At 67.0% G+C, this 26,798-nt stretch carries 26 protein-coding genes; 14 read left to right on the forward strand and 12 right to left on the reverse strand.

Translation table 11 applies throughout. The features are described 5' to 3' along the window. Positions 1-90 precede the first annotated feature (90 nt). From AC13GF_RS15135 to AC13GF_RS15160, 6 genes are read left to right on the forward strand one after another with little or no spacing between them, the layout of a single operon-like run. Positions 91-2,922 carry a monovalent cation/H+ antiporter subunit A gene (locus tag AC13GF_RS15135; protein WP_483005156.1) on the forward strand — a complete coding sequence of 944 codons (2,832 nt, stop codon included), beginning with the start codon at positions 91-93 and terminating at the stop codon, positions 2,920-2,922. Beyond that, a complete protein-coding gene (locus AC13GF_RS15140; RefSeq protein WP_005419863.1) occupies positions 2,922-3,314 on the forward strand; it encodes a Na+/H+ antiporter subunit C in 393 nt (130 codons plus the stop codon). The genes AC13GF_RS15135 and AC13GF_RS15140 overlap by 1 nt, the downstream gene beginning before the upstream one ends. After that, positions 3,311-4,846 (forward strand): monovalent cation/H+ antiporter subunit D, encoded by a 1,536-nt coding sequence (locus AC13GF_RS15145; RefSeq protein ID WP_125426928.1) that lies wholly within the window; start codon positions 3,311-3,313, stop codon positions 4,844-4,846. Before AC13GF_RS15140 ends, AC13GF_RS15145 begins: the two co-directional genes overlap by 4 nt. Beyond that, on the forward strand, positions 4,843-5,349 hold the full coding sequence (locus AC13GF_RS15150; RefSeq protein ID WP_019338585.1) for a Na+/H+ antiporter subunit E: 507 nt from the start codon (positions 4,843-4,845) through the stop codon (positions 5,347-5,349). The genes AC13GF_RS15145 and AC13GF_RS15150 overlap by 4 nt, the downstream gene beginning before the upstream one ends. Further along, positions 5,346-5,630, forward strand: coding sequence for a K+/H+ antiporter subunit F (locus AC13GF_RS15155; protein WP_005411334.1), 285 nt, complete (start codon positions 5,346-5,348; stop codon positions 5,628-5,630). Before AC13GF_RS15150 ends, AC13GF_RS15155 begins: the two co-directional genes overlap by 4 nt. Then, the gene (locus AC13GF_RS15160; protein WP_483005157.1) at positions 5,627-6,016 is read left to right on the forward strand and encodes a Na+/H+ antiporter subunit G; all 390 of its coding nucleotides are present in this window, start codon (positions 5,627-5,629) and stop codon (positions 6,014-6,016) included. Before AC13GF_RS15155 ends, AC13GF_RS15160 begins: the two co-directional genes overlap by 4 nt. Before the next feature lie 111 nt (positions 6,017-6,127). On the opposite strand, the gene AC13GF_RS15165 is transcribed toward AC13GF_RS15160, so the two are convergent. Both AC13GF_RS15165 and AC13GF_RS15170 read right to left on the reverse strand, forming a co-directional pair. Next, positions 6,128-7,093 carry a sodium:calcium antiporter gene (locus tag AC13GF_RS15165; protein WP_483005158.1) on the reverse strand — a complete coding sequence of 322 codons (966 nt, stop codon included), beginning with the start codon at positions 7,091-7,093 and terminating at the stop codon, positions 6,128-6,130. A 73-nt stretch (positions 7,094-7,166) separates the two neighbouring features. Continuing rightward, positions 7,167-7,778: a hypothetical protein gene (locus AC13GF_RS15170; RefSeq protein ID WP_483005159.1), complete on the reverse strand. Its 612-nt coding sequence runs from the start codon at positions 7,776-7,778 to the stop codon at positions 7,167-7,169. 125 nt (positions 7,779-7,903) lie between these two features. Here AC13GF_RS15170 and AC13GF_RS15175 point away from each other — a divergent pair, with 125 nt between their 5' ends. Then, complete coding sequence (locus tag AC13GF_RS15175) at positions 7,904-8,440, forward strand: hypothetical protein (RefSeq protein WP_483005160.1); 537 nt, start codon at positions 7,904-7,906, stop codon at positions 8,438-8,440. 84 nt (positions 8,441-8,524) lie between these two features. On the opposite strand, the gene hmgA is transcribed toward AC13GF_RS15175, so the two are convergent. Together hmgA and hppD are read right to left on the reverse strand one after the other, a co-directional pair. After that, positions 8,525-9,823, reverse strand: coding sequence for a homogentisate 1,2-dioxygenase (gene hmgA, locus AC13GF_RS15180; RefSeq protein ID WP_483005161.1), 1,299 nt, complete (start codon positions 9,821-9,823; stop codon positions 8,525-8,527). 85 nt (positions 9,824-9,908) lie between these two features. Continuing rightward, positions 9,909-11,021 carry a 4-hydroxyphenylpyruvate dioxygenase gene (gene hppD, locus AC13GF_RS15185; RefSeq protein WP_483005162.1) on the reverse strand — a complete coding sequence of 371 codons (1,113 nt, stop codon included), beginning with the start codon at positions 11,019-11,021 and terminating at the stop codon, positions 9,909-9,911. A 66-nt stretch (positions 11,022-11,087) separates the two neighbouring features. Here hppD and AC13GF_RS15190 point away from each other — a divergent pair, with 66 nt between their 5' ends. Beyond that, positions 11,088-11,645 carry a MarR family winged helix-turn-helix transcriptional regulator gene (locus tag AC13GF_RS15190; RefSeq protein WP_483005163.1) on the forward strand — a complete coding sequence of 186 codons (558 nt, stop codon included), beginning with the start codon at positions 11,088-11,090 and terminating at the stop codon, positions 11,643-11,645. Between the two features lie 379 nt (positions 11,646-12,024). Continuing rightward, a complete protein-coding gene (locus tag AC13GF_RS15195; RefSeq protein WP_483005164.1) occupies positions 12,025-13,080 on the forward strand; it encodes a PDDEXK nuclease domain-containing protein in 1,056 nt (351 codons plus the stop codon). 31 nt (positions 13,081-13,111) lie between these two features. On the opposite strand, the gene AC13GF_RS15200 is transcribed toward AC13GF_RS15195, so the two are convergent. The 4 genes from AC13GF_RS15200 to AC13GF_RS15215 all read right to left on the reverse strand — a co-directional run bounded on the left by AC13GF_RS15200 (position 13,112) and on the right by AC13GF_RS15215 (position 17,697). After that, on the reverse strand, positions 13,112-14,251 hold the full coding sequence (locus tag AC13GF_RS15200) for a hypothetical protein (protein ID WP_483005165.1): 1,140 nt from the start codon (positions 14,249-14,251) through the stop codon (positions 13,112-13,114). 264 nt (positions 14,252-14,515) lie between these two features. Beyond that, entirely contained in the window at positions 14,516-15,121 is a 606-nt protein-coding gene (locus AC13GF_RS15205; protein WP_277779207.1) for a thioredoxin family protein, read from the reverse strand. Between the two features lie 19 nt (positions 15,122-15,140). Next, entirely contained in the window at positions 15,141-16,640 is a 1,500-nt protein-coding gene (locus tag AC13GF_RS15210; protein WP_483005166.1) for a peptide MFS transporter, read from the reverse strand. 181 nt (positions 16,641-16,821) lie between these two features. Continuing rightward, the gene (locus AC13GF_RS15215) at positions 16,822-17,697 is read right to left on the reverse strand and encodes a tryptophan 2,3-dioxygenase (protein ID WP_483005167.1); all 876 of its coding nucleotides are present in this window, start codon (positions 17,695-17,697) and stop codon (positions 16,822-16,824) included. 335 nt (positions 17,698-18,032) lie between these two features. Here AC13GF_RS15215 and pdhA point away from each other — a divergent pair, with 335 nt between their 5' ends. The 4 genes from pdhA to AC13GF_RS15235 are packed head-to-tail and all read left to right on the forward strand — an operon-like array spanning position 18,033 to position 21,915. After that, positions 18,033-19,115, forward strand: a complete 1,083-nt coding sequence (pdhA, locus tag AC13GF_RS15220) for a pyruvate dehydrogenase (acetyl-transferring) E1 component subunit alpha (protein ID WP_099554048.1) — start codon at positions 18,033-18,035, stop codon at positions 19,113-19,115. Then, on the forward strand, positions 19,108-20,175 hold the full coding sequence (locus AC13GF_RS15225) for an alpha-ketoacid dehydrogenase subunit beta (RefSeq protein WP_005419896.1): 1,068 nt from the start codon (positions 19,108-19,110) through the stop codon (positions 20,173-20,175). The genes pdhA and AC13GF_RS15225 overlap by 8 nt, the downstream gene beginning before the upstream one ends. 1 nt (position 20,176) lies before the next feature. Continuing rightward, positions 20,177-20,530, forward strand: a complete 354-nt coding sequence (locus AC13GF_RS15230; protein ID WP_012512332.1) for an SH3 domain-containing protein — start codon at positions 20,177-20,179, stop codon at positions 20,528-20,530. Next, positions 20,527-21,915 carry a dihydrolipoamide acetyltransferase family protein gene (locus AC13GF_RS15235; RefSeq protein ID WP_053496443.1) on the forward strand — a complete coding sequence of 463 codons (1,389 nt, stop codon included), beginning with the start codon at positions 20,527-20,529 and terminating at the stop codon, positions 21,913-21,915. The genes AC13GF_RS15230 and AC13GF_RS15235 overlap by 4 nt, the downstream gene beginning before the upstream one ends. A 197-nt stretch (positions 21,916-22,112) precedes the next feature. Here AC13GF_RS15235 and AC13GF_RS15240 read toward each other — a convergent pair whose 3' ends face one another. From AC13GF_RS15240 to AC13GF_RS15250, 3 genes are all read right to left on the reverse strand, one after another. Then, positions 22,113-22,499, reverse strand: coding sequence for a VOC family protein (locus AC13GF_RS15240; RefSeq protein ID WP_483005168.1), 387 nt, complete (start codon positions 22,497-22,499; stop codon positions 22,113-22,115). 248 nt (positions 22,500-22,747) lie between these two features. Then, a complete protein-coding gene (locus AC13GF_RS15245) occupies positions 22,748-23,455 on the reverse strand; it encodes a helix-turn-helix transcriptional regulator (RefSeq protein WP_483005169.1) in 708 nt (235 codons plus the stop codon). Continuing rightward, complete coding sequence (locus AC13GF_RS15250; RefSeq protein WP_483005170.1) at positions 23,455-24,090, reverse strand: Rossmann-fold NAD(P)-binding domain-containing protein; 636 nt, start codon at positions 24,088-24,090, stop codon at positions 23,455-23,457. The genes AC13GF_RS15245 and AC13GF_RS15250 overlap by 1 nt, the downstream gene beginning before the upstream one ends. Positions 24,091-24,195: 105 nt before the next feature. Between AC13GF_RS15250 and AC13GF_RS15255 the strand changes: the two genes are divergently transcribed. Next, positions 24,196-25,734 carry a GGDEF domain-containing protein gene (locus AC13GF_RS15255; RefSeq protein ID WP_483005171.1) on the forward strand — a complete coding sequence of 513 codons (1,539 nt, stop codon included), beginning with the start codon at positions 24,196-24,198 and terminating at the stop codon, positions 25,732-25,734. 108 nt (positions 25,735-25,842) lie between these two features. Here AC13GF_RS15255 and AC13GF_RS15260 read toward each other — a convergent pair whose 3' ends face one another. Beyond that, positions 25,843-26,769, reverse strand: coding sequence for a DUF808 domain-containing protein (locus tag AC13GF_RS15260; protein WP_483005172.1), 927 nt, complete (start codon positions 26,767-26,769; stop codon positions 25,843-25,845). Positions 26,770-26,798: the final 29 nt, after the last annotated feature.

Consider the following 26,798-nt stretch of genomic DNA (forward strand, 5'->3'; position numbering starts at 1 on the left):
ACATGCAATTGATCGCTGTTCGATGGGTTTCGGCGACATTTCGCAGCCTGTTATTCTCCCTGACCTGCTCGTGAATCATGGATTCCCTGCATGCTCCCCAGCCTGCCCCTGCTGCTGGCCCTGCCGTTCCTGATGGCAGCGGCTGTTGCGGCCTTCCCCCGTAGTTCGCGCTCGACTGCTGCCTGGCTGGCGGCGCTGGCGCCGTTGGGTGGGCTGGCCATCCTTGGCTGGCTGACCCCGTCCGTACTCGACGGCCAGGTGGTGCGGACGATGGTCCCTTGGCTGCCGCAGATCGGCCTGGACTTCACCCTGCGCCTGGACGGGCTGGCGTGGATGTTCGCCGGGCTGGTGCTGGGCATCGGCGCGCTGGTGGTGCTGTACGCGCGCTACTACCTGAGCCAGCAGGACAACGCGCACCGCTTCTACTGCTACCTGCTGCTGTTCATGGGCGCCATGCTGGGCATGGTGCTGTCGGGCAACCTGCTGTTGCTGATGATCTTCTGGGAAATGACCAGCATCAGCTCGTTCCTGCTGATCGGTTTCTGGTCACATCGCCAGGACGCCCGCGAAGGCGCGCGCATGGCGCTGGTGATCACCGGCGGCGGCGGCCTGGCCCTGCTTGGTGGCGTGCTGCTGATCGGCCGCATCGTCGGCAGCTTCGACCTGGACGTGGTGCTGGCCGCCGGCGAGCAGATCCGCGCCAGTGCGCTGTACCCGTACGCGCTGTTCCTGGTGCTGGCCGGCATCTTCACCAAGAGCGCGCAGTTCCCGTTCCACTTCTGGCTGCCGCACGCGATGGCGGCGCCGACCCCGGTCTCGGCCTACCTGCACTCGGCCACCATGGTGAAGGCCGGCGTGTTCCTGCTGGCGCGCCTGCACCCGGTCCTGGCCGGCAGCGACCTGTTCTTCTACACGGTCAGCGGCATCGGCGCGCTGACCCTGCTGATCGGCGCCTGGAATGCGATCTTCCAGCACGACCTGAAAGGCCTGCTGGCCTACTCGACCATTTCCCATCTGGGCCTGATCACCCTGCTGTTCGGCCTGTCCACGCCGATGGCGGTGGTGGCCGGCGTGTTCCACATCCTCAACCACGCCACCTTCAAGGCGTCGTTGTTCATGGCCGCCGGCATCATCGACCACGAGACCGGCACCCGTGACATGCGCAAGCTGGGTGGCCTGCGCAGGCTGATGCCGTTCACCAGCGCGCTGGCGATCATCGCCTCACTGGCGATGGCCGGCATCCCGCTGCTCAACGGCTTCCTGTCCAAGGAAATGCTGTTCGCCGAGGCCCTGACCGCCGGTGGCGGCCCAGGTGCGATGCGCACGGCGGTGTCGGTCGCCGCGCTGCTGGCCGGCGTACTGGGCGTGGCCTACAGCCTGCGCTTCGTGCACGACACCTTCTTCGGCCCTGGCCCGCACGACCTGGACCGCGTGCCGCATGAGCCGCCGCGCTGGATGAAGGTACCGGTGGAACTGCTGGTGGTGATCTGCGTGGCCGTGGGCATCGCCCCTGCACTGACCGTGGCGCCGGTACTGCATGCCGCTGCGGCCTCGATCCTCGGCCCGGCCATGCCCGAGTACAGCCTGGCGGTGTGGCACGGCTTCAACCTGCCGCTGGCGATGAGCGCGATCGGCGTGGTCGGTGGCGTGGCGCTGTACTTCGGCCTGCGCAAGCTGATCAACCTGCATGGCGTGGAAACCCGCACCACCGGCCGCAACGTGTTCCATGCGCAGCTGGATGCCCTTTCCGCGCTGGCCATGCGCCTGACCAACGGCATCGCCAATGGCAGCCTGCAGCGCATGCTGCTGGGCCTGGTACTGGTGGCGATCGCGGTTGCCGCCGCGCCGTTCGTGGCCAACCCGGCCTCGCCGAACTGGACCGCGCCACAGCCGATCCCGCTGCTGGGCTGGGTGCTGTGGCTGGTGATGATGGCCTGCGCCGTTGCCACCCTGCGCGTCTACAAGCAGCGCCTGCTGGCGGTACTGCTGGTGGGCGGTGTCGGCCTGATGGTGGCGCTGACCTTCGTGTTCCTGTCCGCACCCGATCTGGCCCTGACCCAGCTGCTGGTGGAGATGGTGACCCTGGTGCTGATGCTGCTGGGCATGAACTACCTGCCCGCGCAGTCCGGGCCTGAGCGACCGCGCTGGCGCAAGCGCCGCGATGCGGTGATCGCGATCATCGCCGGTGCCGGCCTGGGCGCGCTGGCCTACTCCGCGATGACCCTGCCGCCGAACACCATGGCCGGCGAGCTGCTCGCCCGTGCCCTGCCCGAGGCTTACGGCCAGAACGTGGTCAACGTGATCCTGGTCGACTTCCGCGGTTTCGATACCTTCGGCGAGATCACCGTGTTCGGCATCGCCGCGCTGGTGGTGCATGCGCTGCTGCGGCGCACGCGGATGGCGCCGGAACAGATCATGCCCGGCCCGCCGATCAAGCTGCCGGTGCCGGCTGACCTGGCGCAGATCATGTTCCCGCTGACCCTGACCGTTTCGATCTTCCTGTTCCTGCGCGGCCACAACGCGCCGGGCGGTGGCTTCATCGCCGGCCTGGTGCTGGCGGTGCCGCTGCTGATCCAGTACGTGATCCAGGGCACCGCGTCGGTGGAATCGCGCTTCGGCTTCGACTACATCCGCTGCATCGGCATGGGCCTGCTGATCGCCCTGCTCAGCGGCAGTGCCTCGATGCTGTTCGGCGTGCCGTTCCTGACCAGCGGCCACCTCGACCTGCACCTGCCGCTGATCGGCGACGTGCCGCTGGCCAGCGCGATTGGTTTTGACATCGGCGTCTATCTGGTGGTGTTCGGCGGCGCCATGCTGATGCTGTCGATGATGGGCACGATCAAGCCGTCGCGTACCCGCACTGCCCGCAAGGGTGAGATCGACCTGCAACGCCGTTCGGCCCGCACCGGGGAGATGCACTGATGGAACTGGCCCTGGCTACCGCGATCGGCGTGCTGACCGCCATCGGCATCTACCTGCTGCTGCGCGCGCGCAGCTTCGATGTGATCCTCGGCATGACCTTCCTGTCCTACGCCACCAACCTGCTGATCTTTGCCGGTGGCCGCGTGGTGCTGGGCAAGGCGCCGGTGCTGCAGGAAGGTGTGGACAGCCACCTGGGCAACTACACCGACCCGCTGCCGCAGGCGCTGGTACTGACCGCGATCGTGATCGCCTTCGCGATGACCGCAGTGAGCATCGTGCTGGCCATGCGCAGCCGCAGCGACAACCACAGCGACCATGTGGACGCCCACGAGCCGGATGACGACCTGCAGGATGAGCGCGTGCCGCCACGCCAGGGCGAGGACCGCGCATGAACCACCTGGTGATCCTGCCGATCCTGATTCCGCTGCTGGGTGCTGCACTGTCGCTGTTCGTCGAACACCGCCGCTATGGCCCCAAGGTGCAGCGCGCGGTGGCCTGGACTGCGCTGTCGGCGCTGGCGCTGGCGGTGGGCCTGCTGTTCGCCACCACCGCCAATGGTGAGATCAACGTCTACCTGCTCGGCGACTGGCCGTCGCGGCTGGGCATCGCGCTGGTGGCCGACCGGCTGTCGGCGTGGATGCTGCTGACCACCCTGCTGCTGGCCATTCCCTGCCTGCTGCATGCCTGCTCGGGCTGGGACCGCCGCGCACCGCACTTCCACGCGCTGTTCCAGTTCCAGCTGGTCGGCCTCAACGGTGCGTTCCTGACCGGCGACATCTTCAATCTGTTCGTGTTCTTCGAGGTGATGCTGATCGCCTCCTACGGCCTGCTGCTCAGTGGCGGCCGTGGCCTGCGCATGCGCATCGGCCTGCACTATGTGGTGTTCAACGTCACCGCCTCGACCCTGTTCCTGATCGCGCTGGGCCTGCTGTACGCCTCGCTGGGTTCATTGAACATGGCCGAGCTGTCGCAGCGAATCGCCGAGGTACCGCCGGCGCAGCTGACCCTGGTGAAGGCAACGATGGGCCTGTTGCTGCTGGTGTTCTGCGCCAAGGCGGCGCTGATGCCGCTGTACCTGTGGCTGCCGGAGGCCTATTCGCGCGCACCGGCCGCCGTGGCCGCGCTGTTCGCGATCATGACCAAGGTTGGCCTGTATTCGGTGCTGCGCATCCAGATGTTGTGGTTCGGCGACGATGCCGGCGCGATGGCCGGCTATGGCCGCGACTGGCTGCTGTGGGCCGGCGTGGCAACGCTGGTGCTGGGTGGCCTGGGTGCGCTGGCCGCGACCCGCCTGCGCGTGCTGATCTCCTACCTGGTGATCGTGTCGGCAGCCACGCTGTTCATCGCGTTCTCGGTGGGCACGCCGCAGGTGCTGTCGGCCGGCCTGTACTACCTGCCACACAGCAGCTTCGTCGCCGCCGCGCTGTTCCTGATTGCCGACCTGATCCGCCGCCGACGTGGTGGTGCCAGCGACCGCAAGGAAGTGGTGGCGCCGATGCCGGGCAAGGAAACGCCGGCGGTGCTGTTCCTGATCGGCGCGGTGTCGGTGGCCGGCCTGCCGCCGCTGTCCGGCTTCCTGGCCAAGGCCGCGCTGCTGGCCGGCATGCCGGCGCAGTACACCGCCCCGGTCTGGACTGCGGTGCTGGTCAGCAGCCTGCTGGTGATCATGGGTCTGACCCGCGGCGGTATCCGCCTGTTCTGGCGCGTGCCGCCTGTCGAGGCCGATGCACCGAAGCCGCGCAAGGCACGCCTGCGCCGGGTCGAGCTGTACGCGGCCTGCATCCTGCTGGCCTACGGCATCGGCATGACCCTGGCCGCTGCACCGCTGATGCGCTACACCGACGCCACCGCCGCACAGCTGCTGCAACCCAGCGAGTACGTGCAGCAGTTGCGCGCGACCACGCCGGAGATCCGCCAGCCATGACCGCCCAGCGCTCCCTGTTCCGCCGCGTCATTCCCTCGCCGATGCTCAGCATCATGGTGGTGGCGTTCTGGCTGCTGATGTCCGACAGCTTCACCCTCGGCCAGATCGTGCTGGGGCTGGTACTGGGCGTGGTGGTGCCGCTGTTCGCCGCGCGCCTGGACCGCGAGTTCGCCCGCATCGGCACCCTGCGCCCGTTGCCGAAACTGCTGTGCGTGACCCTGTGGGACATCCTGATGTCCAACATCCGCGTCGCCATCCAGGTGCTCGGCCCGGAAAAGAACATCCACCCGGGTTTCATCTGGTTGCCGCTGGACATCGCCAACATCCACGGCATCGCCGCGCTGACCAGCATGATCACGCTGACCCCGGGCACGGTCTCGGCCGCGCTCAGTGACGACCGCAAGTTCCTGCTGGTGCACGTGCTGCACCTGGAGGACCCACAGGACCTGATCGATACGATCAAGCGCCGTTACGAGGCGCCGTTGATGGAGATCTTCCCATGACCGGTTTTGAAGTCATCCAGACCACGCTGGTGGTGTGCATGCACGTGGTCGGCCTGGCCATGCTGCTGGCCACCTGGCGCCTGCTGCGCGGGCCGACCGTGCCCGACCGAATTCTTGCGCTGGACACCCTGTCGGTGACCGCGATCGCCGAGCTGATGCTGTTCGGCATGTACCTCAACTCGCCGATCTACTTCGAGGCGGCGCTGATCATCGCCATGCTCGGCTTCGGCAGCACCGTGGTGCTGAGCAAGTTCGTGCTGCGCCGGGACATCGTCGAATGATCACCGCGATCCAGATCGGCCTGTCGATCCTGCTGCTGTTCGGCTGCTTCTTCATCCTGGTCGGCGCACTGGGCCTGGTGAAGCTGTCCACCTTCTTCAAGCGCCTGCACGCGCCGACCAAGGCCAGCACGCTCGGCGTGGGCTGCGTGCTGGTGTGTTCGGTCTGCTACCACATCTTCCTCGGCCAGGACCCGCAGCCGCGCGAGCTGCTGATCACCGTGTTCCTGTTCATCACCGCGCCGATCAGCGCACACATGATGGCCAAGGCCGCGCTGTCGCTGCTGATGGAAACCCGCCCCAGCCTGCCCGGCAACGAGCCGGCCGCCGAAGAGCAGCTGCCGCCGCCGGAACCGGTGCGGGAAGAAGAAACCTCGCAGAGCCGATGATTCCGGTAGAGGCCGACCTTGATCGGCGCTTTTCCCCCGAGTGCCAACCAAGGTTGGCACCCACCGGGCGATCGGTGGTGGGTGCCGACCGTTGGTCGGCACGAAATCAACCTACAACGCCGGTGCGCCTACCAGCAGCAGCTCCAGCACGAACCAGCCGACGAACGCGACCAGCAGGATCACGCCTTCGCCACGGCTGATCTTCAGGTCGCCACGCAGCATCGGGTACAGCACCAGCGCGAAGGCCAGCAGCGCCGGCAGTTCCAGGCGCACGAACGAGGCCGGCAGCGCCAGCGGCTGCAGCACCGCCATCGCACCGATCACCAGCAACAGGTTGACCACGCTGGAACCCAGTACGTGGCCCAGCACCATGTCGCCATGACCACGGCGTGCGGCAGCAATGGCGGTGGCCACCTCCGGCAACGCGGTGCCGATCGCTACCGGCAGCAGGCCGACCAGCAACGGCGTCCACCCCAGCGCTACGCCGAAGTCCGCTGCGGCGCCCACCACCAGGCGCGCACCCCAGTACAGGGCAAACGCCGCGATCAGCACCCGCAGCACGTTCAACGGCAGGCTGGTGCGGCTCAGCGCGGATTCGGCAATGGCCGCCTGCACCTCCACACTCTCGCTGCGACCACGGCGCAGCAGCAGCACCTGCACCACGATGAAGCCAGCCAGCAGTACGCCGCCCTCCCAGCGTGCCAGGCCGCCATCAAGACCGAACAGGATCAGCAGCACACCGGCCGCCAGCAGCGACCACCACAGCACCGTCTGCAGACGCGCGCGCAACAACAGCGGGGCGGCGATCGCCGCCAGGGCCAGGGTCAGGCCCACGTTGACGATGCTGCTGCCTACCGCATTGCCCAGCGCCAGCTCGGGTTGGCCGACCGCCAGCGCGCGCGCGTTGACCGCCAGTTCCGGCAACGAAGTGGTCACCCCGAGCAACAGCAGGCCCGCAGTGAACGGGCTGGCCCCGAAGCGCTGGGCCAGGCCGGACACGGCCTTGACGATGGAGTCCCCGCCCAGCGCCAGCAACAGCAGGCCGAGCAGGAACCAGGCAATGGCAATGGCGATCATCGAGCACTCCCCCAGCAGTGGTGGCGCGATTCTACGCTTGGCCCCAGCGCATGGCTGGGCGGTGGATCAAGGATCAGCCACAGCCTTCCACATAATCGACCTGCGGGGTCTGCCCGACCCGCCAGGCGCCGACCCGGCCATCGGCACCGAGTGCGAAGTCGATCACCGCCCCGCCCTCCTGCGCCGGGCGTACACGCAGGTGCTGGGCCTTCTCGTCGTACTTGTCAGGACCGACGTCACCGCGCTCGGGATACAGCACCTGCAGCTCGCCCAGGGTCATGCCGACCTTGCCACCACCCGGCGCGGTGATGGCGGCGCTGCGCACGTCGTAGCGCACCAGCTTGCGGCCTTCGATCATCAGGCGCGGGTCTTCGGCATCCTGCGGGCGCAGGAAGTAGCAGCCGTCGTTGCCGTCGTCGGCCGGCAGCGGCTTGCCACTGGCATCGGTACCCAGCCCCTGCAGCGGCGTGCCGAAGCCGGCGCGGACCTCGGCGATGCCGGTGCCCAGCTTCGCACCAGCGAAGCCATCCAGGTGCGCCGGGCCCTGTTCTGCTGCCGGTGCAGGCACAGCAGGAGCAGCGGCGGCGGGTGAGGGAGTCGCATCAACCGCGGCGGGTGCCTCGGCATTGCGGTTGCAGGCGGTGAGCGAAAGGAGCAACAGACCAGCAAGCGGGAGGTGCTTCATCGGTGCGGTTCCCTGGCACGAAGATGGCTGCACGCTAGCCCATCCTGTGTGCAGGCGCTGCATTGTCATCGCGGTTTCATCGCCCTCGTTCAGGCTCGGCGAGCACCGACCTGGCCGTCCCTTCCATGCAACCGCGCAAGACCGATCTCGCCCGAACCGCGCTGCAGGCCCACCGCGCGCCACTGGACATGCGCCAGCGCCGGTTGCTGATCCTGTGCGATGGCCAGCGCACCGTCGCCGACCTGACCGGCCTGCTCGGCCAGGACGCACCGGCCATGGTCATCCAGTTGGTGCAGGCGGGGTACCTGAGCACCGGCACGGGCGCCACGGCCCCAGCACCATCGCCCGCGGCCGCGGTAGCGCCGGTGCCCACATCGCCGGCAGCCACACCTGCTGCACCTGTGGTCGAACGCCGCCGCTCGCTGGTGGCCGCGCGCATCTATGTGCTGGGCATCCTGGAGATGCAGCGGCACCCGCAGGCAGCAGCATTGTTCCGCGACCTGCAGCAGGCGCGCGCGGAAGAAGAGGTGCTGCAGCGGCTGCAATCGGCGATGCAGATGCTGCCCGGGCTGACCTCGGATGGCTATTGCCAGCGCGTGCGCCAACGCCTGCTGGAGGCGCTGCCGCTGGAGCATTGCGACGCGTTCGCCGAGGCCGCCTAAAGAAAAAGGGGACGGAGGGGATTAAGTCGCAAACAGCACACGTGTGCTTGAAACGACTTAATCCCCTCCGTCCCCTTTTCCGGGTCAGCGGAAGTTGTTGCGCAGGCCGTTCCAGCACTGCTGGTAATCGCCCTGGCGGTGGCCGGCGTCCAGCGCCTGTGCGGTCGGGCGGATCACTGCGCGGGTCTCGAACATGAAGGCCATCGTGTCCTTGATCACATCGGCCTTGGACAGATCGGCATTGGACGCCTTGTCGAAGGTCGGCGCGTCCGGGCCGTGACCGCTCATGCAGTTGTGCAGCGATGCGCCGCCCGGCACGAAGCCTTCGGCCTTGGCATCGTAGGCGCCATGCACCAGCCCCATGAACTCGCTGGCGATGTTGCGGTGGAACCACGGCGGGCGGAACGTGTTCTGCGCCACCAGCCAGCGCGGCGGGAAGATCGCGAAGTCCATGTTGCTGGTCCCCGGCGTGTCGCTGGGCGAATGCAGCACCAGGAAGATCGACGGATCCGGGTGGTCGTAGCTGATCGAACCGATGGTGTTGAAGCGGCGCAGATCGTAGCGGTACGGCGCGTAGTTGCCGTGCCAGGCCACCACGTCCAGCGGCGAATGGTCGATCGGTGCACGCCACAGTCGGCCTTCGAACTTGGCGATCAGTTCGAAATCACCATCAATATCCTCGAACGCTGCGTGCGGCGTCTCGAAGTCGCGCGGGTTGGCAAGGCCGTTGGAACCGATCGGGCCGAGGTCGGGCAGCTTCAGCAGCGCACCGTAGTTCTCGCAGATGTAGCCACGGCTCGGGCCATCGGGCAGCTCAACGCGGAAGCGCACGCCGCGCGGGATCACCGCGATCTGCTGCGGCTCGATCTCGATCACACCCAGCTCGGTCAGCAGGCGCAGCGCGCCCAGCTGCGGCACGATCAGCAGTTCGCCGTCGGCGTCATAGAAGTAGCGGCCGACCATGTCGCGGTTGGCAGCATAGAGATGGATACCCACGCCGGCATGCGCGTCGGGCGAGCCGTTGCCACCCATCGTGTACAGGCCTTCGACAAAGTCGGTCGGCAGCTCCGGCAGCGGTAGCGGGCTCCAGCGCAGCTGGTTGGGCGAGGCCGGCTGAGCGCCGAAATCACACTGCAGCTGCGACTGCGCGAACGGGGTGAACTCGCCATGGGTCACCGCCGGGCGGATCCGGTACAGCCAGCTGCGGCGGTTGCTGCCACGCGGCGCGGTGAAGGCGGTGCCGGTCAGCTGTTCGGCGTACAGGCCGTGGGCCACCTTCTGCGGTGAGTTCTGCCCGACCGGCAGCGCGCCGGCGACGGCCTCGGTGGCGAATTCGTTGCCGAAGCCGGACTGGTAGCCGCGGGCGGTGATGGCGGGGGACATGGGAACTCCAGAGATTGCCGGCCAGCGGCCGGCACTACCATTCGGACAGGCAATGCCGGCGGGAAGCCGACATTGCCTGCAGACCTTACAGCACGCCGCGGCGGATCTGGTCGCGCTCGATGCTCTCGAACAGTGCGGTGAAGTTGCCTTCGCCGAAGCCTTCGTTGCCCTTGCGCTGGATGATCTCGAAGAAGATCGGGCCGATGCAGTTCTGGGTGAAGATCTGCAGCAGCTTGCGCTGGTGGGTTTCCGGATCGGCATCGATCAGGATCTTGTTCTTCGCCAGGCGCGCCACGTCTTCACCGTGATTCGGCACGCGCTGGTCGATCACGTCGAAGTAGGTCTCAGGCGTATCGAGGAAGTCCACGCCCTGCGCGCGCATCGCTTCAACGGTCTCGTAGATGTTCTCGGTGAAGCAGGCGATGTGCTGGATGCCTTCGCCCTTGTACGCGTCCAGGTACTCGTTGATCTGGCTCTTCGGGTCGGACGATTCGTTCAGCGGAATGCGCACGATGCCGTCCGGCGCGGTCATCGCCTTGGACACCAGGCCGGTCTTCAGGCCCTTGATGTCGAAGTAGCGGATCTCGCGGAAGTTGAACAGACGCTCGTAGTAGTCCGACCACTGCTGCATGTTGCCGAAGTACAGGTTGTGGGTCAGGTGATCGATGAAGGTCAGGCCGAAGCCCACCGGGTGCAGGTCGGCACCGGCGATCGGCTCGTAGTCGCCGTCGAAGATGCTGCCGGCGCTGCCGTAGCGGTCGACCAGGTACAGCATGCAGTCGCCGATGCCCTTGATGACCGGCGCGCTGACCGCCTTGCTGTCCGGCTTGAAGGCGATGGCTTCAGCGCCGTTGCCCAGCGCGGTCTGGTAGACCTCCGCGCCCGGCTTCTTGAAGCGGATGGCGAAACCGCAGGCGCACGGACCATGCTTTTCAGCGAAGTCGGCCGCGAACGAATCGGGGTCTTCATTGACCAGGAAGTTGACGTCGCCCTGGCGATAGACGGTAATCGGACGCTGCTTGTGCTTGAGCACCGCGCTGAAGCCCATCTTCCGGAAGTACTCGTGCAGCTCCTGGCCACGGCCGGCCGGGGCGGCGAACTCGACGAACTCGAAGCCGTCGATGCCCATCGGGTTCTCGAAGGTGGTGACCTGCATGCCGGGGTTGGGATGCGAGGCGGTCGGGACTGCGGTATTCATGGCGTGGCTCCGAATCGGTACCGCATCGGTACAAACCAGGTGCGGGCAGGTAGGGACCCGGCGAGAATGCAGGGTCTGGACCTACCCCTTATAGTTACACTTGAAACCACCAGCAAGGTGCACCGCAACATGAGCCCCGCCGATCCCGTTTCGACCCGCCTGCGTTCCTCGCACGTCCTGCTCGACCTGGAACAGTTCCTGCCGTATCGGCTGAGCGTGCTGTCCAACCGGGTCAGCGGCAACATCGCCAAGCTATACGGCGATCGTTACGGTCTGGCGATCCCCGAGTGGCGGGTGATCACCATCCTGGCGCTGTACCCGGGCTCCTCGGCCAGCGAGGTCTCCGACCGCACGGCGATGGACAAGGTGGCGGTCAGCCGCGCCGTGGCCCGCCTGCTGGAGCGCGGCTTCATCAAGCGCGAGACCCACGGCGACGACCGCCGCCGTTCGGTGCTGGCGCTGTCGGCAGCCGGCTTCGAGGTCTACGAGACCATTGCGCCGATGGTGATCGAGATCACCCGCAAGCTGATGTCGGTGCTGAGCGAAGACGAAGAGCAGGTGCTGGAGAAGCTGATCCTGCGCCTGGCCGGCGAAGGCCTGGAGCGGATGGGCGAAGGGGTCTGAAAGAAAAAGGGGACGGAGGGGATTAAGTCGTTTTGGGCCCCAAGTCGCGGGTGCCGACCCTGGCCGGTAGCGGAACAGCGGCTTGGCGATTGTCGTCCGCCCCCTTTGATCTGACGTGACCCGCTCTTTGGCGAGCTGTGGGCCGGCCACAAACAAGGCCATCGGACACATTCACTTCCCGCAGAACCCGTCCTGAAGTGTCGCCCTCGCCCGGCGGCATTTCCGCATTGGCCCAATACGGCCCGCTTCCGCAAGGCTGGTGTATCGAAACGAGCTGATCCAATGAATTCCCCTATTGGACTGTCCGTGTGCGCGGCCTGACGGTAAGCGTCCAACGGGTATCTGCCCGGCCATGGATCCACATCGGACGGGCTCCCTCATGGATGACTCGCGATCAACGCTGCCGCATGGCCAGGAGTTGCTGGCCGATCTCAGAGAGCTGATCTGCGCGGCGCGCAACAGAATGCACAGGACCATCAACACCGAGCTCACGCTGTTGTACTGGCGGATCGGGCATCGCATCCACGTTGATCAGTTGAGGGGGCGACGGGCCCGCTACGGAGAGCTTGCCTTCCCCCGGATAGCCAAGGCGCTGACGACCGAATTCGGTACCTCCTTCGGTGAGAAGAGCCTGCGCCGAATGGTGCAGTTCTCTACCGCATTTGCAGATGAGCAGATTGTCGTATCGCTGATACGACAATTGAGCTGGACCCACTTCATCGCGCTGATTCCACTGGCGGATCCACTCAAGCGCGACTTCTATGCGCAGATGGCCGCCACCGAGGGCTGGAGTGTGCGCACATTGCGCCAACGCATCGACTCGATGCTGTACGAGCGCACGGCGCTTTCCAGTCAACCAGAGCAGACCATCGCCGATGAGCTGGCGGCACTGCGCGGCAACCAGCAGCTGTCACCGGGGCTGGTACTGCGTGATCCCTACGTACTGGATTTTCTTGGTCTGAAGGACAGCTGGGACGAGCAGGACCTTGAAAGCGCCATCCTTCGCGAAATGCAGGGCTTCCTACTCGAACTTGGCACGGGCTTCAGTTTCGTCGCCCGCCAGAAGCGCATCCAGATCGACGGCGATGATTTCCACCTGGACCTGCTGTTCTACAACCGGCGTCTGCGCAGGCTGATCGCCATCGAGCTGAAGATCGGCGAGTTCAAGCCCGCCTACAAAGGGCAGATGGAACTCTATCTGCGATGGCTGGACCGCTACGAACGTGAGGACGGCGAGCAGGCGCCGTTGGGCATCATCCTCTGCACAGGGAAGAAGGCGGGCCAGATCGAATTGCTGGAGCTGGACCGCTCAGGCATCCATGTTGCGGAATATCTGACCACCCTGCCCTCTCGTGAGGTCCTCAAGCAAAGATTGCAGACCGCCATGGAGCGGGCCCGGCAACAGCTGCAGACCGCGGCACCCAGCCCCCTGTAGATCCACGCCGCGCGTGGATGACACTCACGCCTCAACTCAGATGCTTGCGGCGTGCATGGATCCACGGCACCGCAAGTGCGGCAATGGCACCGCCAGCGAAGCCGAGCGAGGCGGCAACCGTGGCCGCTTCGACCGCCCCCGGCAGCGCCAGCGCGGCAGCTACGAGCAGCAGCGACGGCAGGCCGACGAAGGTGCCCAGGAAGAAGTGCCAGCGGGGTGACCAGGTGTTGAGCTGCAGCAGGCTGACCGGCTGCCAGGCATCGGATGCGGCATCTTCGGCGATCTTCGCCACCGCCTTGGCCAGGTCCACTTCCGGCAGCGCGCGCCCCTGCCGTGCGGTCGCCAGCAGCTCGGCCACGGCCTCCACCGGCGGGAAACTGGACGGCCACGCGACGGGCGCCGGCACGCCGTAGGCGGTCAGCACCGGCACGCTCAGCCACGGCGCCACCAGCGGGCGCATGCGGCGGCGGCCATGCACGCACCAGATCTGCGGCTGGCCGTGTGCGGTGACGCTGTACAGCGCCAGTTCGTTGGCCGGCGGATAGCCGAGCATGGTCACCCGCGCCGCCAGGCTGTCCTGGCCCATCGCGCGCAGGAAGCCGGGGCGGCTGCGCCCTTCCTGCATCCACGCCAGCCCCAGTGCACCCACCAGATACGCCTCGGCCACATCCTTGCTGCCGGCGGTGGCGCGTTCGTCACTGGCCAGATACCAGGCCAGCGATTTCGGTTCGGCGACATCGTCCAGGCCCCAGCGGCTGTCGTCACCCAGCACATGGCGCACCGGCAGGCGGGCGGATGCGGTCTCGCCACGCTCGCCTGGCTGCAGGAACGGCAGCACGCCCTGGATGAAGGTGGACAGTTCGATCGCGCGCACGCCATGGCCCTGCCATTCCGGCGGCAGCAGCCCGGCCAGCTGGCCGTCGGCAGCCAATGCATCGAGCCGCGCCTTCTGCTCGACCAGCTTCTGCACCGCCCCCTTCAGCACCACGTTGTCGGGCAGCGCGATCTGCGGCAAGCGGTGGCGCGGCGGCGCCAGTTCAACGGTGTCCTCGCCGGTACCGGCATCATCTAGAAGCGCCTCCTGCGGGGGCAAGGTCACGCCCTCGCCTGCCCCAGCCTCGGCCAGGTCGCTGGCAGGTTCGGGCAGTCGTTCGGCGTGGTCGCTGTGCATGGGCGTTCCGGAAGGTTGCATCGACGGGATGTCGACTGAGGTCCTTGCCGGTAACGGCGAGCGCGTTGCGATATTGAGATGCCGATTCCGGGAATGTGACGGCAACCACAGTAGAGCCACGCCATGCGTGGATGCGACCCGACATCAGTGCCGACCAACGGTCGTCACCCACCGGGGTTGGCGGCCAGCGGTCGGCACCCACCAGGGGTTGGCGGTCAGCGGTCGGCACCCACCAGAGCATGCCGGCCAGCGGCCGGCACTACCCTATTCCGGTTTGTCGGGTGCCCACTGCTTGAGGAACGCGGTCACCCGTGCGGGCTGGAAGGCTTCGCCCTTGCGCAGCTCGCCGGTCGCCTGCGACACCAGCAGTCCGCCATCGGCATCGAGCACCAGTAGGTACGGGTAGTCGCGCTCCATCATCGGGAACTGGGCGAAGAAAGCGGTGTTGGGCTGTTCGTCGCTGGCGTTGACCTTCACCCACACGTAGTGGGCATCGCGGAAGCGGCGCAGGTCGCCGTTGCCTTCCACCACCTCGTCCAGCGCCCGGCAGCGCTCGCAGGCGGCGTTGCCGACCTCGAGCAGGATGCGCTTCTTGCCGCGCTGGGCTTCCACCTTGGCGGTGGCCAGATCATCGGCGGGGTTGCGGGCCGGGTCGAACTGCGCGCCGAGCCCGGCGATGGCGGCGATGTCCGCCGCCACCGGGGTGTTGCCCGAGGCCACCGGTTCGCTGGGGTCAGCGACCGGTGGCTCGGTGGGTCGGGTATCCAGAGGCTGCGTGGGCTCGGCGGCGGCAGGCGGTTGCGGTTGGGAACAGGCGCCGATCAGCGCCGCACAGACCACCACCATTGCACCACCGAGCTTGCTACGCATGCCTTCTACCCTCTCATCATTACTTGACGCCGTGCATCAGCTTGTTGATCAGCGGGGCAACCAGGAACAGCACCACGCCGGAGCCGATCAGGGCCCAGAACCCGAAGGTATACCCCTTCAGGGCCGACTCGACCGTCATGCCGCCTTCACCACTGACCACGCCAGCGAAGATGCCCGACAGGTTGTTGCCGATGCCGGTGGACAGGAACCAGCCACCCATGCCGAAGCCGACCAGGCGCACCGGGGCCAGCTTGGTCACCATCGACAGGCCGATCGGCGACAGGCACAGCTCACCCACCGACTGGATGACGTAGACCATGAACAGGGTCCAGAACGGGATCTTGCCGTCCACGACCATCTGCGACAGCGCATACATCAGCAGGGCGAAGGCGGCGCCGTTGAACAGCAGGCCCAGGCCGAACTTGCGCGGGATAGACGGATTGGCGCGGCCCAGGGCCACCCAGATCCAGGCGATGATCGGCGCCAGGGTGATGATGGCCACCGAGTTGACCGACTGGAACCACGCGGTCGGGAAGGTCCAGTCACCCATCTGGCGGTTGACGATGTTCTCGGCCAGGAAGGTGAACGAGCTGCCGGCCTGTTCGAAGAACATCCAGAACATCACGTTGAAGGCGAAGATGATCAGCATCGCGATCACGCGGTCGCGCTGCACCTTGCCCTCGCGGATACCCTCGACCAGCAGCAGGACCGCCAGGGCGGTGAACATCGCACCCAGGATCCAGGCCAGCGCGGTGGCGCCGGTAGCCAGCAGGAAGTACGCAACCGGGATGGCGACCACGGCACCGACCAGCACCATGATGATGCGGCCGAAGCCTTCAGCGCCGGCCGGCGGTGCACCGATGCCCTTCAGGCCGGCGCGACCGATGTAGAACCACACCAGCGAGATCAGCATGCCCACGCCCGAAGCAATGAACACGACCTTGTAGGACGGCATCGCGTCGGTACCGAAGACCTTGCGGGCCAGGTACTCGGTCAGCACCGGGGCGATCATCGCGCCGATGTTGATGCCCATGTAGAAGATGGTGAAGCCCGAATCACGGCGCTCGTCCTTCAGGCCATACAGCTTGCCGACCATGGTCGAGATGTTGGGCTTGAACAGGCCGTTGCCGACGATGATCGTGGCCAGGCCGAGCTTGAAGATGTGCTCCTGCGGCAGCGAGATCATGAACAGGCCGGCGGCCATGATGATCGCGCCGGTCAGGATCGAGCGCTGGTAGCCCAGTACCCGGTCGGCCACGTAGCCACCGAAGATCGCCGCGGCATACACCAGGGCCAGGTAGGCGCCGTAGATGCGGCTGGCGTCGCCTTCACCGGCAGCGCTGCCGTTGTAGAACTGGGCAACGATGTACAGCACCAAGGCCCAGCGGATGCCATAGAACGCAAAGCGCTCCCAGAACTCGGTCATGAACAGCATCCACAACGGGCGCGGGTGGCCCAGCGTGGTCTTGAAGTCCGGCAGCGCCGGCTCTGGGGTGTTCGCAGTGGCGTTTACGCTCATGCGGATTTCCTGGTTCGGTGGATGACGAGCACGTCCGGTGTGCAGTTGGAGCAACGCGCGAGGATCACCGACTTCTGGCGTTCACGTCAAATACACGCCGTTTGAGGCAGGTGCCAGCCTGCTCCCTGAACTTGCATCTGAAACGATCCAGCCGCCGGCCGGGATCCAAGCTGAATACGGATCAGCCCTGTTCTGCCGGGGGCGCGGCCTGCAGGCTGGTGCGCACCTGGAACAGTTCGGGGAAGAAGGTCAGTTCCAGCGCCTTGGCCAGGAAGCCCACGCCGGACGAGCCGCCGGTGCCGCGCTTGAAGCCGATCACCCGCATCACGGTGCGCATGTGTCGGAATCGCCACAGCTGGAAGGCGGTCTCCAGGTCCACCAGGTCCTCGCACAGCGAGTACTCGCGCCAGTAGCGGTCGGTATCCTGGTAGATGCGTTCGAAGACCGGCTGCAGTGCGTCGTCGGCCACATGCGGCTGGGTCCAGTCATGAGCCTCGTAGACCGCCGGCACGGCATGGCCGAAGCGGGCCAGGTACTTCAGGAATTCCTCGTACAGGCTGGGCGCCTCCAGCACGGTGCGCAGCTGCGCCTGCCCGGCCGCATCGTGCTCGAACACCTGCAGCATCTGCGCGTTCTTGTTGCCCAGCAGGAACTCGATGTAGCGGTACTGCAGCGACTGGAAGCCCGAGGACGGGCCCAGCACGTCGCGGAAGCCCATGTATTCGGACGGGGTCAGCGTTTCCAGCACCGACCACTGCTCAGTCAGCTGGCGCAGCACCTGCTTGCTGCGCGCCAGCACCTTGCGGCACTGCCAGACTTCATCGCGCTGCAGGAAGCCGATTGCGGCACGCAGCTCATGGCCCAGCAGCTTCAGCCACAGCTCCGAGGTCTGGTGCTGGATGATGAAGAGCATCTCGTCATGGTGCGGCGGGTTGGACAGCGGCTGCTGCGCGCTGAGCAGCTGGTCCAGCCGCAGGTAGCCGCCGTAGGTCAGGCGTCCGTGCAGGTCGGTGTGGATGCCGGCTTCGAGATCGCGTTGGTTGTTGTCGACGGACATGGGCGGGACCAGATCGGGGGCGGCAAGGGTAGCGCGTTGCCGCCGCGCTGGCAGCCGCCAGATCCATACCCGGGCGTGCGGTTGGCCGTGGAGCATCGGCCGATCCCGGGCCTGCGCGTGGAACCGTCCAGGGCGTTGTACTGGCGGTCAGCCAGAGGCGTATTCTGATGCTTTGCAGCAACGACTGAATACGTTGTTGTTATTGGCCCCCCACCCGCCGGCAGGGGTAAAACGGGGAATCGCCGTGTTGCGGCGCAGGAAGGCTATTCCGTACGCGTTCCTTAACATGGCGATTCATATCATTTGTAACTTCTCTGTCGAAGGTGCAGTACGCAATGACGGTTGCCGCTGAATTCAAGATCGAATACCTGCAGTACCTGGATACGGACGGCACGCTCGTCCGCGATGACCTGCCCGCGTCGCTGCGCGACCCCAAGGTCCTGGTACCGCTGTTCAAGCAGATGCTGTTCGTACGTACGTTCGACAGCAAATCCATCGCGCTGCAGCGCACCGGCAAGCTCGGCACCTATGCCGCCTGCCTGGGCCATGAAGCCGCGCACGTGGGTATCGGCGCTGCGATGCAGAAGGACGACGTGTTCGCACCTTCGTACCGCGAGTATGGCGCGATGTTCATGCGTGGCGTGCGCCCGCACGACGTGCTGATGTACTGGGGCGGCGACGAACGCGGCAACGATTACGGCGGCAACGCGGCCAAGGACTTCCCGTTCTGCGTGCCGATTTCCACCCAGTGCCTGCATGCCGCCGGCGCGGCGCTGAAGTTCAAGCTCAACAAGGAAGCGCAGATCGCGGTGGCCGTGTGCGGCGACGGCGGCAGCTCCAAGACCGACTTCTACGCAGCACTGAATTCGGCCGGCGCCTACAAGCTCCCGCTGATCCTGTGCATCGTCAACAACGGTTGGGCCATCTCGGTCCCGCGTTCGGCCCAGACCGGTGCCGAAACGCTGGCGCAGAAAGGCCTGGCCGGCGGCCTGCACTGCCTGCAGGTGGACGGCAACGACCTGATCGCAGTGCTGGCGGCAATGGAGCAGGCGCGCGAACGTGCGCTGGCCGGCGACGGCGGCACCGTGCTGGAACTGATGACCTACCGCCTGTCCGACCACACCACCGCCGATGACGCGCGCCGCTACCGCGACGACGCCGAAGTGAAGGATGCCTGGCAACGCGAGCCGATGCTGCGCCTGCGCAAGTACCTGATCAACGCCGGTGTGTGGAGCGAAGACGAAGAGACCGCCTGGGTTGCCGAGTGCGGCAAGCGCGTGGACGAGGAAGTGAACCTGTACCTCAACACGCCGGTGCAGCCGGTCGAGGCGATGTTCGACTTCCTGTATGCCGATCCGCCGCCGGACCTGCTGGCCCAGCGTGCCCAGGCGATTGCCCTGGAGAAGCGCCATGGATGAGATCAAGAACGGCGCGCCCGGCGCGCACACCAACGCCGCCGACAGCGCTGCTGTCGCGCGCGGAGATGACAGCATGACCACCACCCCGATCACCCTCATCGAAGCCATCACCCAGGCGCTGGCCTGGGAGCTGGAACACGACCCGTCGGTGCTGGTGCTGGGCGAAGACGTGGGCGTCAACGGTGGCGTGTTCCGCGCCACTGCCGGTCTGCAGCAGCGCTTCGGCTCGGACCGCATCCTCGACACCCCGCTGGATGAAACCACCATCGCCGGCCTGACCATCGGCCTGGCCGCACAGGGCATGAAGCCGGTGGCCGAAGCCCAGTTCGATGGCTTCATGTACCCGATGGTCGACCATATCGTCTGCCACGCCGCCCGCCTGCGTTACCGCACGCGTGGCCGCCTGCACTGCCCGATGGTGCTGCGCGTGCCGTGGGGCGGTGGCATCCGCGCGCCGGAACACCACAGCGAAGCCAACGAGGCGATCTTCACCAACGTGCCGGGCCTGCGCGTGGTGCTGCCGTCGTCGCCGCAGCGTGCCTACGGCCTGCTGCTGGCCGCGATCCGCGAGCCGGATCCGGTGATCTACATGGAGCCCAAGCGCATCTACCGCCAGTACAAGGAAGTGGTCGTCAACGACGGCGAAGCCTTGCCGCTGGACGTCTGCTTCGTGCTGCGCGACGGCACCGACGTGACCCTGGTGACCTGGGGCGCACAGGTGAAGGAAGCGCTGGAAGCGGCCGACAAACTGGCCGGCGAAGGCATCAGTGCCGAAGTCATCGACGTGGCCACGCTGCGTCCGCTGGACTTCGCCACCATCGCCGAATCGGTGGCCAAGACCGGCCGCTGCGTGATCGTGCAGGAGGCCCCGAAGACCGCGGGCTTCGGCGCCGAGATCGCCGCGCGCCTGGCCGAGGAATCGATCTACGACCTGCTGGCCCCGGTCGAGCGCGTTACTGGCTACGACACCCACATTCCGCTGTTCCGCCTGGAAATGAAGTACCTGCCGAGCGTTGAGCGGATCGTGGCTGCGGCCAAGCGCGCGGTGGCGGCCGGCTGACATGCGGGCCCGCCTTCTGGGGGCTTACCGCAGCCAGTATCCCAACCCGCTCCGGTTCCGCACCGGCCAGATCGTCGAAGTAGGTGTACGTGACGAGGAATGGCCGGCGTTTGCCTGGGTACGCACCAACGATGGGCGCGCTGGATGGGCGCCCATCGCCTGGTTGCAGCTGCTGGACGAGGGTCGCGCCGAAGCGCTGTGCGACTACGACGCCCGCGAGCTGGATGTGGAAAGCGGCGAGATGGTGAAGCTTCATCACGAACACGGCGGGTGGTGGTGGTCCGAGCGCGCCAATGGCGCGACGGGTTGGCTGCCGGCCCGCGAACTGGAACTGCTGGAAGAGAACTGCAAATGAGCCAGACCAAGAACTTCAACCTGCCCGACCTGGGCGAAGGCCTGCCGGACGCGACCATCGTCGAGTGGTTCGTGAAGGAAGGCGATGTGATCAAGCTGGACGAGCCGCTGGTGTCGATGGAGACCGCCAAGGCTGTGGTGGAAGTACCCTCGCCGTTCTCCGGCAAGGTGCTGAAGCTGTCCGGCGGCGCCGGCGACATCATCCCGACCGGCTCGGTGCTGGCCAGCTTCGAACTGGACCCGAACCTGCCGCAGCGTGCCGATGGCCAGGACACCGGCCACAGCCATGGCCACGCTGCACCGGCCGCCGCACCGACCCCGCCGCCGCTTCCCGCTGCTGCCGCACCGGTGGCCGCAGAAGAAGCCAAGCCCGCCGCGGCCGAGCGTGATGACGCCGGTACCGTGGTCGGCGCCATGCAGAGCTCCAATGCCGTGCACGCCGAACAGGCGCTGGCCGTCGGTGGCGTCAAGGCCGTGCCGGCCGTGCGTGCGATGGCGCGCAAGCTGGGCGTGGACCTGAGCCGCGTGGCCGCTACCGGCACCGATGGCGCGGTCACCATGGCCGACGTCAAGCAGGCCGCCGCCAACGGCACCGCCAAGCTCGGCGCTGCTCCGGCGCCGGTCGCTGCCGCCGCGTATGCCGCGCCGGCCCCGGCGCAGGTGTCTGCCCCGGTGCAGAGCGAAGCCCGCACCCCGCTGTCTGCCGCCGGCAAGCCGATGCGCACCCAGCCGCCGGGCGTGGTCGCCAAGGGCCAGCCGGAACCGCTCAAGGGCGTGCGCCGCAACATGGCCCGCGTGATGGCCGATGCGCACAGCAAGGTCGTGCCGACCACGCTGAACGACGACGCCGACATCCATGCCTGGCTGCCGGGCAACGACGTCACCGCCCGCCTGGTGCGTTCGATCGTGGTCGCCGCACAGAAGGTGCCGGCGATGAACGCCTGGTTCGACGGTGAAGCGCTGACCCGTACCCTGCATGCGCAGGTGGACATCGGCATCGCCGTGGACACCGACGACGGTCTGTTCGTGCCGGCCCTGCGCAATGCCGACATGCTCGATGCACGTGGCATCCGCGAAGGCGTCAACCGCCTGCGCGAGCAGGTGGAATCGCGTTCGATCGCCGCCTCGGAACTGAGCGGCTACACCATCTCGCTGTCCAACTTCGGCATGTTCGCCGGCCGCTACGCGACCCCGGTCGTGGTGCCGCCGTGCGTGGCCATCGTCGGTGCCGGCCGCGCCCGCCACCAGATGACCCCGGTGATGGGCGGCGTGGAAGCACACAAGGTGATCCCGCTGTCGGTCACCTTCGACCACCGCGCGGCGACCGGCGGCGAAGCCGCCCGCTTCCTGCGCGCGATGATGGACGACCTGGCGCTGGCCAGCTGATCGGCATCTGATCGGTGGGTGCCAACCGTTGGTTGGCACATGAACGGGAAAAACGCCGGGCATTGCCCGGCGTTTTTTTGTGCCTGCTCTACTGTAGAGCCGAGCCATGCCCGGCTGCTTTTCAGTAGATCCACGCCACGCGTGGATGAGGGCATGAAGCAGCCGAGCATGGGCTCGGCTCTACAGAACGCATGCGATCAATCGCGCGCGACCATGCCTTCGGCGCGGCTGTACACGCGCAGGCGGTGCCCATCAGGATCGGCACCGACGAAGGTGTAGCCAAACTCCAGCGTCACCGGCGCCTGCAGGATCTGCACGCCGAGTGCGCGCCACGCATCGTGCATCTGCTGCACAGCCTCCGGGTTGGCGACGACCATCGCCAGTTCGGCGGCGCCGGCCTGTGCGGACACCGGCGGTTGCACGCCGTCGCGCTGCCACAGGCCCAGTGCGGCGCCATCGCCGAGCAGAAACAGGGCAAAGCCGGGCGACTGCTCGACCGGCGGCTTGCCGAGGATGCCGCTGTAGAAAGTGGCGCTGGTGGCGACGTCGCGCACGTACTGCAGCAGGGTGCTGGGCTTGAACATGGAAAGCTCCGTTGTTGGGAGCCTTCATGGTGGTATGGCCCTACTGACAGATTCTGTCAGTAGCATCGAGCTTGCTCGACTGCTGTTGCCCTCGCCCTGGTAGAGGTCGAGCTTGCTCGACTGCCGTTCGCGATGATCAAAGGCGGTCGAGCAAGCTCGACCTCTACCAGGAGCAAACGGCAAAGGCCGCCAACCCATCGCGCCAGCAGCAGGAAGCGAGGCGCGGAAGCAGGCGGACAAGCCCGACGCTACGAACGGTCCAACCAGTCCGGCGCAATGCCCTGCGCCTTCTGCCAGCGCCGCAGCAGCGTGGCGCGTGGCACGAGGTAGTGATCCTCCATCACGCGCACCTGGCGGATGCGGTCCAGCCGGAAATGACGGAAATCCTCGCGGCTCTCACACCACGCCGCCAGCATCGGCACCTCATCGAAGTAGCCCAGCGCGAACGGCCAGACGATGCGCTCGCTGCGCTGGCCCTGCGCATCCTGGTAGCCGAACTTCAGGCGCTGCTGCGAGCCCACGGCCTCCCGCACGACCTGCAGGCGTGCAGGCGGTACCTTGGCCGCAGCGCGCGAAGGGCCAACGCGCAGACCGCTGTCACGCAAGGCCTCGCGGCGTGCTGCTGGCAACACATGCGCGATACGCGCCAGAGCATCACGCGCGGCTTCGGCCAGCGCAGGCTCGGTGCGCGCGGCGACCCAACGCAGGCCCAGCACCAGCGCATCGATCTCGGCCGGCGGCAGGGTCATCGGTGGCAGGGTATCGCTCGGCGCCAACTGGTAGCCGACGCCGGCCTCGCCACGCAGATCAGCGCCCTGCTCGCGCAGGGTCTCGATATCGCGGTACAGCGTGCGCAGGCTGATGCCCAACGCTTCGGCCAGCACCTGCCCAGCCACCGGCCGTCGATGGCGGCGCAGCAGCTGTTGAAGCTGTGTCAGGCGCAGCGCACGCGACATCAGCCGACCAGCGCGCTCGACGCCACTACATGCTGCCCCGGTTGCGGGGCCAGCGCGGCCTCGACCAGTGCCTTGGCGATTTCGCTGGCCGGGTTGATCCGCCACGCCCGTGGCAACACCGGCCCCAGTGCGCCCAGAACCGTCAGTGCCAGGCGCTCGCCACGACGCACCTCGTTACGCTCGCCCCCGATCAGCCCTGGGCGGACCAGGGTCAACGAGTTGAAGCCCAGCGCGCGCAGGTCACGCTCGAGCTCGCCCTTCACTCGGCTGTAGAAGATCGACGACTGCGGGTTGGCGCCAGCCGCAGAATTGAGCACATAGGTACTGGCCCCCTGTGCCTGTGCGAGCCGTGCGAACGCCAGCGGGTAGTCATGGTCGATGCGATGGAAGGCCTCGCGGCTGCCAGCCTGGGCAATGGTGCTGCCCAGCGCACAGATGACCGCGTCCACGCGCGCCCACTCCGGTGCGGCCGGCAGCGCATCGAAGGCCAGCATCGGGTTCTCCAGCTTCCCGTGGGTCATGCCCAACGGGCGGCGGGTGGGCGCCACCACGCCACTGCAGCGCGGGTCGTCCAGCAGCCTGGGCAGGGTCAGCCCACCGACCAGGCCGGTCGCCCCCAGCAACATCACGCGCATCACCACCTCCACTGCGGCATCCTGTCGCCCATCCTAGCCGTTCAAGCCGTCGGCGGCCGCGCCGATATGCTGGAACCAGTCCCTGCCAGCCCCAGGATTCGCTCCATGACGGACCAGCCCGACCACCGCCCTGCCCCCGGTACCGCCCTTGGGCCGCCGGCACGCGTGCGCGCGGTGGTGGACGATGGGCTGGGCGACCGTGTGGTGCTGCAGGGCGGCGGTGGCGTGGCGCTGCAGCAGCTGTTCGCCGGCGCCGACGCGCCCGAGCCGTTGCTGGCCGCGTTCGCCAACGGCATGGCCACCCTGCCCGGCGAACTGGGCGACATGGGCGACCGCCTGCAATCGGCACAGGCCAGCGCCGATTGGCCGCGCTATGGGCGCGCGATGCGGCAGCTGATCGACAAGTACATCCGCACCATCGAGCAGCATTCGCCGGACGGGCAGCCGGAAAGCCTGCGCCTGTCCGAGCAGCTGCGGCTGCTGCTGGGTGGCGCCGTGGTGGCCCTGCTGCAGCACGACCCGGACCTGCGCGAGCAGGCGCAGGCCCTGGCCACGCGCCTGCGCCAGTGGCAGCCGGGTACCGCACTGGAACCGATCGAACAGGGCGTGCGCGAACTCGGCCACCAGGTCGGCGTGCGCGCCGAGAGCTGGCAGGAACAGCAGGCGCTGCTGCTGGAGCTGTTCGCGCTGCTGTTGGAAAACGTGAGCGAACTGCTGGACGACCGCAGCTGGCTGCAGGGCCAGATCGCTGCGGTACGCCAGCTGCTGGACGGGCCGCTGGAAGCTGAAGCGGTCGAGCGTACCCGCGCTGAACTGCGCGAAGTGATCTACAAGCAGGGCCTGCTGCGCCAGGGCATCGACGATTCGAAGGCGGCGATGCGCGGGTTGATGGGCGAGTTCATCGAACGCATGGATGGCATGGCCACCAGTACCGGTGAGTACCACGACCGCATCGGCAGCTATGCACTGCAGTTGCGCGAAGCGCGCAGCATCGCCGACCTCAACCAGTTGCTGCAGGAGGTGATGCGCGATACCGGCAAGGTGCAGCAGCAGGCCGCGCAGGCCCGCGATCATCTGGCCAGCGCGCGGCAGGAAGTGGAACGCGCCGAACAGCGCATCGCCGAGCTGGAACAGGAACTGCGTGCCGCCGGTGACCTGGCGCGCATCGATCCGCTGACCCAGGCACTGAACCGCCGCGGCCTGGACGAACTGCTGCAGCGTGAACTGGCGCGTGCCGCGCGCAACAACTCACCGCTGGGCGTGGCTGTGATCGACCTGGATGATTTCCACCTGACCAACGAGGCGCACGGCCACGCCGGTGGCGATGCATTGCTGCAGCACCTGGTGGCCGTGTGCAAGCTGCTGCTGCGCGCCACCGACGGCATCGCACGGCTGGGTGGCGACGAGTTCGTGCTGGTGCTGCCGGAAACCCAGGGCGCCGACAGCATGGCCACCGTGCAGCGCCTGCAGCGTTCACTGGCGCACCGCGTGCTGACCGTGCAGGACCGCCGCGTGCCGGTGCATTTCAGCGCCGGGCTGGCGCAATGGCAGCCGGGTGACGATACCGAAACCCTGCTGCGCCGTGCCGATGACGCGCTGTATGCGGCCAAGCGGCAGGGCAAGAACCGGGTGCAGGCGGGGTAATTCCTCCCGTGCACCGGCAACAGCTTCGGTAGGTGCCAACCTTGGTTGGTACGCGCGGGAAACAAAGCGCCGACCAAGGCCGGCCTCTACCTTGCGACCCGCCGGTGATTACTTCCCCCGCAGCCTCTGGAACCCGGTCACCGCCGCCAGCACGATGGCGCCGGCGATGATGCCGACCACCATGTTGGCCGCGGCACTGATCAGCCACCCCCACTGCCCCTCGCCACCCAGCGCCTGCACCGCGTGGTGCAGCGCTGGCACGTTGTGCACCAGGATGCCGCCACCCACCAGGAACATGGCAATGGTGCCGGCCACCGACAGGAACTTCATCAGCCACGGCGCCGAGGCCACCAGGCCACGACCGAAGGCGGCCACAGCCCCACCCTTGTGCGACAGGTACAGGCCGACGTCATCAAGCTTCACGATGCCCGCGACCAGCCCATAGACGAAGACCGTCATCGCCAGTGCAACCACGGCCAAGGTAACGATCTGGTTGGTGAACGGCGCGGTGGCGACCACGCCCAGGGTCAGCACGATGATCTCGGCCGAGAGGATGAAGTCGGTGCGGATCGCGCCTTTTACCTTGTCCTTCTCCCACGCCACCATGTCCACCTGCGTATCGGCCAGCGCCTTGCGCCGCTCGGCCTGATGCTCGGCGTCGTCCTCGGCTGAGTGCAGGAAGCGGTGCGCCAGCTTCTCCACGCCTTCGAAACAGAGGAAGGCACCACCGATCATCATCAGCGGCACGATCAGCGGCACGTTCCAGCCGCGGCTGTGCAACCAGGCCTCCAGCGCGCTGATCGCCAGTGCCGCCGGCACCAGGATCACCTTGTTGACCAGCGAGCCCTTGGCCACCGCCCACACCACCGGCAGTTCGCGGTTGGCGTTGACCCCGGTGACCTGTTGCGCGTTCAGCGCCAGGTCGTCGCCCAGCACGCCGGCGGTTTTCTTCGCCGCGACCTTGGTCAGGACCGAGACATCGTCGAGGAGGGTGGCGATATCGTCGAGCAGGGCGAACAGGCTGGCACCGGCCATGGGAAGTCCAGAGAGGGAATGAGCGGATT

This window comes from Stenotrophomonas sp. 22LJNL06-5-1 (genome assembly GCF_056861455.1).